Below are 13,283 nucleotides of genomic sequence, written 5' to 3'. Positions count from 1 at the left end.
TTTGCGCATGCACGCCCGAGCGACGCCAGAGGTTGCAGCTTCAGGTCGAGGCGAACGGATAGGGCGAGATCGACTTCGAGAAGTCGTCGACCATCAGGGTGCGGCTGATCGGCTCGGCCGCGCGCTGCGGGCAGGCGGGCCGCTCGCAGAGCCGGCAGGCCGGACCGATGGGCGTGGCGACCGGCTCCTTCAGGTCGAGGCCCCGGGAATAGACCAGCCGCTCGGCGTGCTTGAGCTCGCAGCCCATGCCGACGGCGAGCTCGGAATCGTCGCCGGCGTAGGGCGTGGCGACCCGCGCCACGGTGCGCGCGAGGGTGAAGTAGCGCTGGCCGTCGGGAGTCTCGATCACCTGGGTGACGATGCGGCCGGGCGTGCGGAAGCTGGAGTGGATGTTCCAGCGGGGACAGGCCCCGCCGAAACGCGAGAAGGGAAAGGTCGAGCCGGCGAACCGCTTCGAGATGTTCCCCGCCGAATCCACCCGCACCATGAAGAACGGCACGCCCCGCGCGCCGGTCCGGGCGAGGGTGGTGAGCCGGTGGCAGGCCTGCTCGAAGGAGACGCCGAACCGGGCGCGCAGCAGCTCGATGTCGTAGGCCGTGCGCTCGGCCGCCTCGTAGAAGGCGCCGTAGGGCATCAGCACCCCCGCGGCGAGGTAGTTGCCGAGCGAGACCTTGAGCAGATTGCGGGTCGGCCGGTCGGGCGGCGCGCCGCGCTCGGCCAGGCCGTCGAGGAGCTCGCCGTGCTCCAGCAGCGCCAGTTGGTAGGCGAGCGAGAATGACCGCCCGGCGCCGGTCAGCACCTCCGACAGGAACAGCCGCCGCCGGTGGTGGTCGAAGCGGCGCACGCTTTCGGGCAGCACGTCGACCGGCACGACGCGGACCTGGATGCCGTGCCGGCGGGCGAGGCGCTCGCGGGCGGCGGCCTGGAAGTCCTGCGGCTCCGCCTTGAGCTCCGAGGAGAGGGCGTCGGCCGCTTCCTCCAGCTCGGCGAAGTGGTTCTTCTGGGCCTGGATGAAGTCGCGCACCCAGTCCGACGGCGTCACCACCGGCGCCTGGTAGGTCCCCTCCTCGGGCCGCCCCACGGCGCCGAGCTCGCTCAGCCGCCGCTGGTCCAGGTAGGCGCGGTAGAGCCGGACGACCGCTTCCGAAAACCCCGGGGCGCTGTCGGCGACCTCGGCGATCTCGTGGCGCGGCACCGCCAGGTCGCGGAACATCTGGTCGGAGAGGATCTCGGCGAGGTCGGTCGCGGCGCCCGCCTCCGGGTCGCCGGACAGGCTCTTCAGGTCGAGGTCGTAGGCCTCGGCCAGCCTGAGCAGCACCTGGGCGGTGACCGGCCGCTGGTTGCGCTCCAGCAGGTTCAGATAGCTGGGCGAAACCCCCAGGTCCTCGGCCATGCGCGTCTGGGTGAGTCCCAGCTCGCGGCGCAGGCGCTTGAGCCGGGCGCCCAGGAACAGCTTGCGATCGGCGGTCACGGCGGCCATGGCTGTCAAGTTGTCACAGATTTACATGACACACAAGGTTCAGCTGTGACACATTCGCCTCTTCTCACGACTCGACGGCTTCGCACCCGCAATATCAAGCGTTAGAGGAAAGCGCGGCTTGTCAAAGGCCAGCCGCGTCATGGGCGAGTGGAAGAGACAGATGTCCTACCAAGACCACATCATCGAGATGAGCCAGCTCATCAAGAGCAAGAACGGAACCTGGGACGGCGTCACCCCCGAGGCCGTGGCGCGCATGCGCCTGCAGAACCGCTTCAAGACCGGCCTGGAGATCGCCAAGTTCACCGCCGACATCATGCGCAAGGACATGGCGGCCTATGACGCCGACCCGTCCGACTACACCCAGTCGCTCGGCTGCTGGCACGGCTTCATCGCCCAGCAGCAGCTGATCTCCATCAAGAACCACTTCGGCTCGACCAGGGGCCGCTACATCTATCTCTCCGGCTGGATGGTCGCGGCGCTGCGTTCCGAGTTCGGGCCGCTGCCGGACCAGTCGATGCACGAGAAGACCTCGGTGCCCGCCCTGATCGAGGAGATCTACACCTTCCTCAAGCAGGCCGACGCCCGCGAGCTCGGCCTGCTGTTCCGCGATCTCGACGCGGCCCGCAAGGCCGGCGACGCCGCCAGGGAAGCCGAGCTCGTCGAGACGATCGACAACTATGAAACCCACGTCGTGCCGATCATCGCCGACATCGACGCCGGCTTCGGCAACGCCGAGGCGACCTATCTGCTGGCCAAGAAGATGATCGAGGCCGGGGCCTGCGCCATCCAGATCGAGAACCAGGTCTCCGACGAGAAGCAGTGCGGCCACCAGGACGGCAAGGTGACGGTGCCGCACGAGGACTTCATCCAGAAGCTGCGGGCGGTCCGCTACGCCTTCCTCGAGCTCGGCGTCGACAACGGGATCATCGTGGCGCGCACCGACAGCCTGGGCGCGGGCCTCACCAAGCAGATCGCCTACTCGCAGGAGCCCGGCGACCTGGGCGACCAGTACAACGCCTTCCTGGACTGCGAGGAAGTTTCGCCCGGCCAGCTCAGGGCCGGCGACGTGGTGATCGGCCGCGGCGGCAAGCTGCTGCGCCCCAAGCGGCTGCCCTCCAACCTGTTCCAGTTCAAGCCGGGCTCCGGCGAGGACCGCGTGGTGCTGGACTGCATCACCTCGCTGCAGAACGGCGCCGACATCCTGTGGATCGAGACCGAAAGGCCCGACGTGGAACAGATCGCCGGCATGGTCGACCGCATCCGCGCGGTGATCCCCAACGCCAAGCTCGCCTACAACAACTCCCCGTCGTTCAACTGGACGCTGAAGTTCCGCGAGAAGGTCTACGACCTGTGGGCCAAGGAGGGGAAGGACGTCTCGGCCTACCAGCGCGACCGGCTGATGAGCGTCGACTACGACGCGACGCCGCTGGGAATCGAGGCGGACAACCGCATCCGCTCGTTCCAGGCCGACGCCGCCAAGCGGGCGGGGATATTCCACCACCTGATCACCCTGCCGACCTACCACACCGCCGCGCTCAGCACGGACAACCTGTCGAAGGAGTACTTCGGCGAGCAGGGCATGCTGGGCTACGTGCTCAAGGTGCAGCGCGAGGAGGTCCGCCAGGGCATCGCCTGCGTAAAGCACCAGAACATGTCCGGCTCCGACATCGGCGACGACCACAAGGAGTACTTCGCGGGCGAGGCGGCCCTGAAGGCTTCCGGCGCGCAGAACACGATGAACCAGTTCGCCTGACGGTGCAGATGGGGCGCCGCGGGCCCAACCAAGCCCGCGGCGCGTTCGACAGATGATGACCAAGGAACGGTTCTGGGTGGTCGGAGGCGAGTACAGCTGCCTGGCCTTCAAGACGCTGAAGAACGGCGCCCCTGAGGTGATGGGGCCGTTCGAAACGCGCGACGAAGCCAAGGACGCATGGCGGCGCATCTCCGACGAGACCCGCAGCTGCGCCACCGCCAGGTACGCCATCGCCACCGAGCAGCTCGTGCTGCCGAACTGAGTGCTAGATTAGGTCCGCCCGCCCCGCGCAAGCCGGGGCAAAAGCTGAGCCTCCGCACGGTTCCCGCCTCCGCGGGAGCAGGCGGGGGCGGGAGTCTCCGCCATGTCCGTCGAGCTCGAATCCCGGCCCGCCGCCCAGCTGCAGGCGCCGCCGGTCGCCCGCGGCGAGGAGGTGCTGACGCCGCAGGCGCTGGCCTTCCTGGCCGAGCTGCACCGCCGGTTCAACGATCGCCGGCTCGAGCTCCTGGCGCTGCGCGAGGAGCGCCAGACCCGCTATGACGCGGGCGCGGCGCCCGACTTCCTGGCCGAGACCCGGGCGATTCGCGAGGGCGACTGGAAGGTCGCTCCGATCCCCGCCGACCTCATGGACCGCCGCGTCGAGATCACCGGCCCGGTGGACCGCAAGATGATCATCAACGCCCTGAACTCCGGGGCCAAGGTGTTCATGGCCGACTTCGAGGACGCCTCCTCGCCCACCTGGGCCAACATGGTCGAGGGCCAGGTCAACCTGAAGGACCGCTGGGCCGGCAAGCTCGGGTTCACAGATCGCGCGAGCGGCAAGAGCTATGCGCTGAAGGACCGGGTCGCCACCCTGATCGTGCGGCCCCGCGGCTGGCACCTGCCGGAGGCGCACGCGCTGGTCGACGGCGAGGAGATGTCCGGCTCGCTGTTCGACTTCGGCCTCTATTTCTTCCACAACGCCAAGGCGACGCTGGCCGCCGGGACCGGGCCCTACTTCTACCTGCCGAAGATGGAGAGCCATCTGGAGGCGAGGCTCTGGAACGATGTCTTCGTCTTCGCCCAGGAGGCGCTGGGCGTCCCCAACGGGACGATCAAGGTCACGGTGCTGATCGAGACCCTGCCCGCCGCCTTCGAGATGGACGAGATCCTCTACGAGCTGCGCGACCACATGGCGGGCCTCAACTGCGGCCGCTGGGACTACATCTTCTCGTTCATCAAGCGGCTGAAGACCCACCCCGACGCGCTGACGCCCGATCGCGGCCTGATGGGCATGGGCTCGGCGTTCCTGGCGGCCTACTCGCTGAAGCTGATCCAGACCTGCCATCGCCGGGGCGCCTTCGCCATGGGCGGCATGGCGGCGCAGATCCCGGTGAAAGGCGATCCCGCCGCCAACGAGGCCGCCTTCGCCAAGGTCCGCGCCGACAAGGAGCGGGAGGCGGGCAACGGCCATGACGGCACCTGGGTGGCGCACCCCAATCTCGTCCCGGTCGCCATGGAGGTGTTCGACCGGCTGATGCCCGGTCCCAACCAGCTCGACAAGCTGCGCGAGGACGTGAGCGTCGCGCGCGAGGACCTGCTGCGCGTCCACGTGGGCGAACGGACCGAGGCCGGCCTGCGCGAGAACATCCGGGTCGGCGTGCAGTATATCGAAGCCTGGCTGCGCGGCCGGGGCGCCGTGCCGCTCTACAACCTGATGGAGGACGCCGCGACCGCCGAGATCAGCCGCGGCCAGATCTGGCAGTGGATCCGCCACAAGGCGAAGCTGGCCGATGGTCGCGAGGTGACGGCCGAGCTGTTCCGGAGCCTGCTCGACGAGGAGATGGCGGCGCTGCGCCAGGCCCTTCCCGCCGAGGCCTTCTCGGGCGGGCGGTTCGCCGAGGCGGTGAGGATCTTCACCGACATGAGCCTGTCGGACGCCTTCGAGGAGTTCCTGACGCTCCCCGCCTACCGCGCGCTGGGTTAGCCCTCTTCCCTCCCCGTAATGGGGAGGGACAGACCGCGAAGCGGTCAGGGTGGGGAAGTGTGGATCGAGCTCTGACGTGAGGGATGAACCAGAATCCCCCACCCTGCCGTCGCGTCGCTCCGGCTGTCCCTCCCCGTTAAGGGAGGGACCTCACTTCCTGATCCAGCCGCCGCCGGCGGGCTTGTAGTACTCGCCGGGCTTCAGCTTCTCGCGGACCACCGTGTTGAAGGCGGACGCCCCGGCGGCCTCGGGGCTGACGCCGTTCTTGGCCGCCGCCTCCCGGTAGACCTGGGCGCGGCCGGCGTTGATCTCCGCCACCGCCGCCTTCAGGGCCGGATCGGCCGCGCCGGTCACGAACCCAAGGAAGCCGTCCGCCTGTTCGCCCACGACGCCGGCCGCCTTGGCCGCGTCCACCCGGGCTTTTGCGTCGCTCTGGGCGACAGCCGCCGCACCGGTCAGGACGACCGCGGAGCCGGCGAGGAGGCCGAGGATGTCTCTGGCTTGCATGGCGCTACCTCAGAACAGATCGGGGTTTTTCTGGATCAAGGCCTTCACGTCCTCGTCCAGCCGCAGCCGGACGTCCGCGTCCAGCTTGGCGTAGATGGTGATCGGATCCACCTTCACGTGCACGGTCGGCGCGCAGCCGTAAGCGGCCAGCAAGATCGCCGCGTATCCCGCCACGGCGGCGGTCGACCGGAGGCGTCTGGTCATGCGCTCGCTCCATCTCGGCGGCCATGGCAGCGCATCATCGCTGAACCTGGCCTGAACCCTTCAGCCGCTCGAACTCGGCGTAGTCGCTCAACAGGTCGTCCAGATTGAGCGTCGTGTCGAGGGTGAGGTCGACGCCGGTGCCGGACGGCAGGGGCAGCTTCCGGCCCAGGAACCTGCGCCGCACCAGGTCCCACCACGACAGCGTGATCTCCTGGTGCGTCGGCGGATCGTGGTAGCCCACGATATGGAACAGGACGCCCAGCCGCCCGTCGGGACGCGTGTCGACGCGGGCCTCGAGCGACCTGAACGCGAGGTTCTCCAGGGCCTGGTAGGCGAAGTCGCTGAACGTGTCGGCGCCGGCGACCGGGGGGGCGGCGGCGGACGACGCCTGGGCCGAGCCCTGGGCCGTCAGCGCGGTGAGCGCGGCGCGCTGGATGGAGAGCCGGCCCGGCGCGACGGCGTGCAGGTCTCCGCCCGAGATGCGCACCTTTCCGCCCTGCGCCTCGAACGGGATGCGGCCCGAGACCCTCGCGTCGAGGTCGACGCGGTCGCCGAACGGGGAGGCTTCCACCAGATCGTGCAGCTGCACGCCCTCGAACAGCAGCGCGCCCCTGATCGGCTCGCCGGCCGCGAGCGGCACGTCGAGGTCGCTGACGATCAGCGCGCCGCCGCCTGCCGAGCCGCGGGCGCGCGCGACGCGCAGGGTCTCGCCGTCGAGGGCCAGGGACGCGCTGACGTCCGACAACGGCAGGGCGGCGGCGATCCGTTCCGCGCGCACCATCTGGCCCACGGGGGCCGTCAGCGGATCGAGGCTGGTGAAGCGGATGTCTCCGGAGAGGTTGGTCACCGCCCCGATGGCGCTCTTGAAATCCACCTGCGCCAGCTTGAGCTCGCCTCGGCTGGTCCCGCCCGAGGGCGTCCAGTGGAACCCGCCGGAAAACTCGGCGCGCCCCTGCACGGCGCTCCCGAGCGATTGCGCCAGGGGCGTGATGTCCGTCGGCTGCAATCCGCCCGAGCGGAAGTCGAGCGCGCCGGTCTCGATCCGCACCTCGCCCTCGCCGCTCCTCGCATCCTGGCGCAGCGCCGCGTGCGCGACCGGGGCGCCCTTCGGCAGCCGGACGTCGAGGTCGCCGGTCCAGAGATCCCTGGCGAGCTTCACCGCGCCGGAGATCGCCAGGGGGCGGAAGCGTTCGGCCTTCGCGGCGTCCCGCACCCGGGCGCCGGAAACCTTGAGCGAAGCCGAGAGCCTGCCGCCCTGGTCGGCGAGCCGGACCAGGCCCGCGCCGTCGCTGAGCCGCGCCTTCAGGGAGGGAACGGCGCCGGCCGCGCGCTCGGCCCGTGCGGCCAGGCTCCAGCCGCCGCGGCCGACGCTCAGCAGCGGCCGGTTCGTCGGGCAGAAGGCCGCGGAGGGCCTCTCGACCGAATTGGCCCCGAGGTCCAGCCTGGCCGCCGTCAGCTCGGCGCAGCGGCTGGCGAGGAAGCTGGCCTCGCCGCCTGCGATCCGGAGCTCGCCCGCCGCGTCATAGACGCCGTCCTGCAGCGGGCCGATCGAGAGGGCGGCCTTGACCGCACCGGTGGCGGCGACGCCGCCGCGGCTCACGCTGACCGCATGGATGTCGGCGGCGAGCGCCGGCAGGCCGCCGCCCGCGGCGGTCAGCCGATAGCCCGCCCCCCGCGGCATGAGCCGGAGCTCGCCCCCGGCGTCGGGGATCAGGCGCGCCGGGCCCGCAAGGCGCGCCTGCGCGCCCGATCGGTCGAGCGCCATCTGCAGCCCCTGGACCGAGGCGCGGAAGGCGCGCAGCGCCCGCTTGAGGGCCACGATCTGTAGGGAGTCGCCCTTGGCCGGCGGCCCGAGCCCGCCCCAGCCGCCACGTGCATCGGCGCTGCCGGTCAGGCGGACCGACGGCTGCGCGCCGGTCGAATAGCCGCCGGTGAGGTCGGCCGCGAGCGTGGCCAGCCGGAGCTCGGCGGCGGCCACATCGCCGGCCGTGGCGCTGAGACTCAGGTCTCCCGTGAGCGGGGCCGCCGCCGCGCGCGTCCAGCGCCAGCCTGAGCGCGCCTGCAGACGCAGGCTCTTGCCGCTCGCGCCCATCGCCTGGATCGTGGCCGCGCCGAGCGCGGCCCGCGCCGTCCCGCTCGTGATGGCGGCGCGGCTGAGGTCCGGATAGGCCGCGTCGAGCGCGAGCGTCAGGGTCCCATCCTGCAGCGCCGCCCCCTGCTTCAGCTTTGCGTGGACGAGCCGCGCGCCAAGGCTGGCCGTGAGCCGGTCGCCGCGGGCTTGCGCCTCCAGGGTCGCCGAGCCGAGGTCCGCCTGCAGGCCCGCCGCCGCAACGTGCATCGGCTGGGTGACGACGGCCAGCCGGACGAGCCTGGCGTTTTCGATCAGCGCATCGGCGTTCGCCCGAAGAAGGCCGTAGTCGGTGTCGAGCACCAGCCGGCCGTGCTCGATCTCGATCCTGGGGCTCGGCGCGCCCGGCCTGGGCGGACGCTTGCGGAATTCGTCGATCAGGGGATCGAGCGCGCCGGCGCTGAACCGGCCGCGCCGGAAGCGCGCCTTCAGCACCGGGCCGAGCAGCCGGATCGAGGTCACCTGCACGCCTTGGCCGGCGATCAGGCCGGCGAGCGAATAGTCGACCTCGGCCCGTTCGACCGTGAGGTCGGGCGCGTCCGCCGGGCCGACGCGGAGACGGCCCACGAGCCGGCCGGGACCGAGCTCCTGGAACGAGCTTTCCGACGCGATCCCCTTCGAGCGCAGCCAGCCGGTCACCGCGTCCCGTGCGATCTGCCGGCGCGCCGCGTAGAGGCCGAGCGCGAGCATCAGCATGGCCAGGCCGAGCGCGAGCGCGATGGCGGCGAGCACGCGCCCGGCCCGGGCGCGGACAGGATCGGCGGCGGCTTCGGTCACGGCCCTCGGTGTCGCACAACGCCCCTCATGCGCAGGGAATGTCGCGAAACCGTGGCCGTTCCGAGGACGTCAGCCCGCCGCGCCCACGGCCGGCAGGCTCGCCAGGGCCACGCCGCCGTCGACCGGGATGGTCGCCCCCACCACGTAGTCGCCCGCGCGGCTCGCCAGATAGATGGCGACGGCGGCCATGTCGTCGTCGCGGCCGATGCGGCCCTGCGGGATAGCCTTCGAGACCACGTCGGCGTGGTCGCGGGCGGCCCGGTTCATGTTCGAGGCGAAGGCGCCGGGCGCGATGGCGGTCACCAGGATCTGGTCCTTCACCAGCGTCGCGGCCATCCGGCGGGTCAGGTAGATGAGGCCCGACTTGGAGGCGTGATAGGAATAGGTCTCCAGCGGGTTGAGGTAGATTCCGTCGATCGAGGCGACGTTGATCACCTTGGCGGGCCGGTCCGCGCTGGCGGCCTTCTTCAGCGCGCCATGCAGCGCCTGGGTCAGGAAGAACGGCGACTTGAGGTTCAGGTCCATCACCTTGTCCCAGCCGCTCTCCGGGAACTCGTCGAACGGCGCGCCCCAGGCGGCGCCGGCGTTGTTGACCAGGATGTCGAGCTTGGGCTCGCGCGCCTGCAGCCGCTCGGCGAGCGCCTGGCACCCTTCCACGGTCGAGACGTCCTGCGGAAGCGAGACGCAGCGCTCGCCCAGCTCCTCGGCGGCGGCGTCGCAATCGGCCCCCTTGCGCGAGGAGATGTAGACGCGCGCCGCACCCGCCTCGATGAAGCCGCGGGCGATCATCTTGCCGATGCCGCGCGAGCCGCCGGTGACGAGCGCGACGCGCCCTGCGAGCGAGAACAGATCGAGCGCCGACATCGGGCCCCTCCCCTTCCTTGTTGAACCTCGTTCTTAGACGCCTTGACCGGGCCTGCACAATTGACTCGCGGGCGCCCGGCGAGGCCTATAACAGGCGTTTGAATTCCGGCCGCCGCCTCCCCAGCGCGGCCGCGACCCTGGCATATTCGAGGACGCTCCCATGGCCGAGATCAATTCGGTGACCACGCTCGAGATGGACGGCGAGGTCGCCGTCATCACGCTCAATTCGCCGCCGGTGAACGCGCTCTCGGCCAGGGTGCGCGAGGGCCTGCACGAGGGCTTCAAGGAGGCGATCGCCTCCGACGCCAAGGCCATCGTGCTGATCTGCGAGGGCCGCACCTTCATCGCCGGCGCCGACATCACCGAGTTCGGCGGCGCCGCGCAAGGCCCGAGCCTCTTCGACGTCCAGGACATGATGGAGAACTCGCCCAAGCCGGTGATCGCCGCGATCCACGGCACGGCGCTGGGCGGCGGCCTGGAGGTCGCGCTCTGCGCCCACTACCGCGTGGCGGTGCCCTCGGCCCGCTGCGGCCTGCCGGAGGTGAACCTGGGCCTGCTTCCGGGCGCCGGCGGCACCCAGCGCCTGCCCCGCATCGCAGGCGTCGAGAAGGCGCTCGAGATGGTGACCTCCGGCCAGCACGTCCCGGCCGGGCAGTGCCTGGAGATGGGCCTGGTCGACGAGATCGTCCCGGAAGGCCAGCTCCGCCAGGGCGCGGTCGCCTTCGCCCGCAAGGCGGTCGCCGAGAACAAGCCCCTGGTCAAGGTGCGCGAGAACAACGCCAAGGTGGACGCGGCCAAGGGCCATCCGGAGATCTTCGAATCCTTCCGCAAGGCGAACGCGCGGAAGTTCCGCGGCTTCCTCGCCCCGGAATACAACATCCGCTGCATCGAGGCGGCGGTGAACGAGCCCTTCGAGGAGGGCCTGAGGACCGAGCGCAAGCTGTTCGCCGAGCTGATCACCGGCCCGCAGTCGGCCGCCCAGCGCTACTACTTCTTCGCCGAGCGCCAGGCCCAGAAGATCCCCGACGTGCCGGACGACACCCCCACCCGGCCGATCCGGAAGGTGGGCGTGCTGGGCGCCGGCACCATGGGCGGCGGCATCTCCATGAACTTCGCCAACGTCGGAATTCCGGTGACGATCGTGGAGGTGAAGCAGGACGCGCTCGACCGCGGTCTCGCCACCATGCGCAGGAACTACGAGCGCTCCCGCGGCGCCAGGCCGGAGGAGACCGAGAGGCGCCTGGGCCTGATCACCGGCTCGCTCGACATGAACGCCTTCGCCGACTGCGACCTCGTGATCGAGGCGGTGTTCGAGCGGATGGACATCAAGAAGGACGTGTTCACCAAGCTCGACGCGATCTGCAAGCCGGGCGCGATCCTGGCCACCAACACCTCGGGCCTGAACATCGACGAGATCGCTTCGGTGACCAAGCGGCCGCAGGACGTCATCGGCCTGCACTTCTTCTCGCCGGCCAACGTCATGAAGCTCCTGGAGATCGTCCGCGCCGACAAGACCGCCAAGGACGTGATCGCCACCTCGATGAAGCTCGCCAAGCAGATCGGCAAGGTGGCGGTGCTGGTGGGGGTGACGCCCGGCTTCGTCGGCAACCGCATCCTCGGCCAGCGGCAGCGCGAGGCGCAGAAGCTGGTGCTGGAAGGCGCCATGCCCTGGGACGTCGACCGCGTGCTCTACGACTTCGGCTTCCCCATGGGCCCGTTCGCGATGAGCGACCTCGCCGGCCTCGACATCGGCTGGGTGAAGGAGAAGTCGAACGGAGCCACCATCCGCGACGTGCTCTGCGAGATGGACCGCCGGGGCCAGAAGACCGGCGCCGGCTACTACGACTACGACGAGAACCGCAACGCCAAGCCCAGCCCGGTCACCGAGAAGATCATCAACGACTTCATCGTGAAGTCCGGCCGCAATCCGCGGAAGATCTCCGACGAGGAGATCCTCGAGCGCTGCATCTATCCGATGATCAACGAGGGCGCGAAGATCCTCGACGAGGGCAAGGCGATCCGCGCCTCGGACATCGATGTCGTCTGGGTGAACGGCTACGGCTGGCCGGTCTACCGGGGCGGGCCGATGTACTACGGCGACCAGCTCGGCCCCGACAAGGTGCTGGCCAAAATGCAGGAGTTCCAGGCGAAGATGGGCGAGGACTTCAAGCCCGCCGCCCTGCTGGAGCGCCTGGTCGCCGAGGGCAAGAAATTCGCGGATTTCAAGCAGCCGCAGCGCCAGCCCGAACCCGCCTGAATCCACCTCCCGCCACAGGATTTCCCTATGCGTGAAGCCGTCATCGTCGCCGCCAAGCGGACGCCCATCGGCAAGGCCTACCGCGGCGCCTTCAACAACACCTATGGCGCGACGCTCGCCGCGGCGCCGATCGCGGCCGTCGTGGAGCAGGCGGGGGTCGATCCCGGCGAGATCGACGACGTCGCCATGGGCTGTGCGCTGGAGCAGGGCACGACGGGCAACAACATCGCCCGCCAGGCGGCGCTGAGGGCCGGCCTGCCGAACACCGTCGCCGGCATGACCATGGACCGGCAGTGCTCGTCCGGCCTGATGGCGGTGGCGACGGCGGCCAAGTACATCATCCACGACGGCGCCCCGATCGCCATCGGCGGCGGCGTGGAATCCATCTCCCTGGTGCAGAACGACAAGATGAACCGGTTCATGGCCGGCGATCCCTGGCTGCGCGAGCACGTCCCCGAGCTGCAGACCTCGATGATCGAGACCGCCGAGATCGTCGCCGAGCGCTACGGCGTCTCGCGCGAATACCAGGACGAGTACGCCCTGCAGTCCCAGCAGCGCACCGCCCAGGCCCAGGCGGACGGCCGCTTCGACCGGGAGATCGTCCCGGTCAGCACGGTGATGAAGGTGGTGGTCAACCGCGAGACCGGCGAGACCCAGGACAAGCAGATCACCGTCAAGGGCGACGAGGGCAACCGGCCGCAGACCACGCTCGATGACCTCAAGAAGCTGCAGCCGGTGTTCAAGGGCGGCCGCTATGTGCAGGAAGGCAAGTTCGTCACCGCGGGCAACGCCTCGCAGCTCTCCGACGGCGCCGCGGCGGTGCTGATGATGGAGGCCAAGGAGGCCGAGCGCCGGGGGCTGCAGCCGCTCGGCGCCTACCGCGGCATGGCGGTGGCCGGCTGCGGGCCGGAGGAGATGGGCATCGGGCCGGTGTTCGCGATCCCGAAGCTCCTCGAGCGCAACGGCCTGAAGATGGACGACATCGATCTGTGGGAGCTCAACGAGGCCTTCGCCAGCCAGCTGCTCTACTGCCGCGACAAGCTCGGCATCCCGAACGAGAAGCTGAACGTCTCCGGCGGCTCGATCTCCATCGGCCATCCCTATGGCATGACCGGCGCCCGCTGCACCGCGCACCTGATGTACGAGGGCAAGCGCCGCGGCGCGAAGTACGGCGTCGTCACCATGTGCGTCGGGGGCGGCATGGGCGCGGCGGGCCTGTTCGAAATCTTCTAGGCCGACGCCGGCTGGAACGATCAGGGCCGTCCGCGAGGGCGGCCCTTTTCATGACTCTTGTCATACCTGGAACTGCTAGGTATATATGCCTCGTGGTTCTAGGCATGAGGTGAG

Annotated in this window: 10 protein-coding genes; 5 read left to right on the top strand and 5 right to left on the bottom strand. The window is 70.0% G+C overall.

What is annotated here, in order from left to right; translation table 11 throughout:
* Window positions 1–40 precede the first annotated feature (40 nt).
* Window positions 41–1,480, bottom strand: coding sequence for a helix-turn-helix domain-containing protein (locus VLI41_RS11200; RefSeq protein WP_325268158.1), 1,440 nt, complete (start codon window positions 1,478–1,480; stop codon window positions 41–43).
* Between the two features lie 160 nt (window positions 1,481–1,640).
* Here VLI41_RS11200 and VLI41_RS11195 point away from each other — a divergent pair, with 160 nt between their 5' ends.
* The 3 genes from VLI41_RS11195 (at window position 1,641) to aceB (ending at window position 5,199) form a co-directional block, all read left to right on the top strand.
* The gene (locus VLI41_RS11195) at window positions 1,641–3,233 is read left to right on the top strand and encodes an isocitrate lyase (protein WP_325268157.1); all 1,593 of its coding nucleotides are present in this window, start codon (window positions 1,641–1,643) and stop codon (window positions 3,231–3,233) included.
* Window positions 3,234–3,285: 52 nt separating this feature from the next.
* Complete coding sequence (locus VLI41_RS11190; RefSeq protein WP_325268156.1) at window positions 3,286–3,495, top strand: DUF4170 domain-containing protein; 210 nt, start codon at window positions 3,286–3,288, stop codon at window positions 3,493–3,495.
* 102 nt (window positions 3,496–3,597) lie between these two features.
* Window positions 3,598–5,199, top strand: coding sequence for a malate synthase A (gene aceB / locus VLI41_RS11185; protein ID WP_325268155.1), 1,602 nt, complete (start codon window positions 3,598–3,600; stop codon window positions 5,197–5,199).
* 150 nt (window positions 5,200–5,349) lie between these two features.
* Here aceB and VLI41_RS11180 read toward each other — a convergent pair whose 3' ends face one another.
* From VLI41_RS11180 to VLI41_RS11165, 4 genes are all read right to left on the bottom strand, one after another.
* A complete protein-coding gene (locus VLI41_RS11180) occupies window positions 5,350–5,706 on the bottom strand; it encodes a YdbL family protein (RefSeq protein ID WP_325268154.1) in 357 nt (118 codons plus the stop codon).
* A 9-nt stretch (window positions 5,707–5,715) separates the two neighbouring features.
* Window positions 5,716–5,910: a YnbE family lipoprotein gene (locus VLI41_RS11175; RefSeq protein WP_325268153.1), complete on the bottom strand. Its 195-nt coding sequence runs from the start codon at window positions 5,908–5,910 to the stop codon at window positions 5,716–5,718.
* Between the two features lie 34 nt (window positions 5,911–5,944).
* Window positions 5,945–8,815 carry an intermembrane phospholipid transport protein YdbH family protein gene (locus VLI41_RS11170; protein ID WP_325268152.1) on the bottom strand — a complete coding sequence of 957 codons (2,871 nt, stop codon included), beginning with the start codon at window positions 8,813–8,815 and terminating at the stop codon, window positions 5,945–5,947.
* Between the two features lie 69 nt (window positions 8,816–8,884).
* Window positions 8,885–9,679, bottom strand: coding sequence for an SDR family oxidoreductase (locus VLI41_RS11165; RefSeq protein ID WP_325268151.1), 795 nt, complete (start codon window positions 9,677–9,679; stop codon window positions 8,885–8,887).
* 160 nt (window positions 9,680–9,839) lie between these two features.
* Between VLI41_RS11165 and VLI41_RS11160 the strand changes: the two genes are divergently transcribed.
* On the top strand, window positions 9,840–11,936 hold the full coding sequence (locus tag VLI41_RS11160) for a 3-hydroxyacyl-CoA dehydrogenase NAD-binding domain-containing protein (protein ID WP_325268150.1): 2,097 nt from the start codon (window positions 9,840–9,842) through the stop codon (window positions 11,934–11,936).
* A 27-nt stretch (window positions 11,937–11,963) separates the two neighbouring features.
* On the top strand, window positions 11,964–13,169 hold the full coding sequence (locus VLI41_RS11155; protein ID WP_325268149.1) for an acetyl-CoA C-acyltransferase: 1,206 nt from the start codon (window positions 11,964–11,966) through the stop codon (window positions 13,167–13,169).
* Window positions 13,170–13,283 lie beyond the last annotated feature (114 nt).

It is taken from the genome of Phenylobacterium sp., assembly GCF_035475775.1.
Classification (GTDB): domain Bacteria; phylum Pseudomonadota; class Alphaproteobacteria; order Caulobacterales; family Caulobacteraceae; genus Phenylobacterium.
This window is presented reverse-complemented; position numbering and strand designations above follow the sequence as displayed.

Excerpts from the sequence above, each read along its gene's own strand:
- VLI41_RS11200 (WP_325268158.1), bottom strand. The coding sequence starts at position 1,480 with ATGGCCGCCGTGACCGCCGATCGCAAGCTGTTCCTGGGCGCCCGGCTC.
- VLI41_RS11195 (WP_325268157.1), top strand. The coding sequence starts at position 1,641 with ATGTCCTACCAAGACCACATCATCGAGATGAGCCAGCTCATCAAGAGC.
- VLI41_RS11190 (WP_325268156.1), top strand. The coding sequence starts at position 3,286 with ATGATGACCAAGGAACGGTTCTGGGTGGTCGGAGGCGAGTACAGCTGC.
- aceB (WP_325268155.1), top strand. The coding sequence starts at position 3,598 with ATGTCCGTCGAGCTCGAATCCCGGCCCGCCGCCCAGCTGCAGGCGCCG.
- VLI41_RS11180 (WP_325268154.1), bottom strand. The coding sequence starts at position 5,706 with ATGCAAGCCAGAGACATCCTCGGCCTCCTCGCCGGCTCCGCGGTCGTC.
- VLI41_RS11175 (WP_325268153.1), bottom strand. The coding sequence starts at position 5,910 with ATGACCAGACGCCTCCGGTCGACCGCCGCCGTGGCGGGATACGCGGCG.
- VLI41_RS11165 (WP_325268151.1), bottom strand. The coding sequence starts at position 9,679 with ATGTCGGCGCTCGATCTGTTCTCGCTCGCAGGGCGCGTCGCGCTCGTC.
- VLI41_RS11160 (WP_325268150.1), top strand. The coding sequence starts at position 9,840 with ATGGCCGAGATCAATTCGGTGACCACGCTCGAGATGGACGGCGAGGTC.
- VLI41_RS11155 (WP_325268149.1), top strand. The coding sequence starts at position 11,964 with ATGCGTGAAGCCGTCATCGTCGCCGCCAAGCGGACGCCCATCGGCAAG.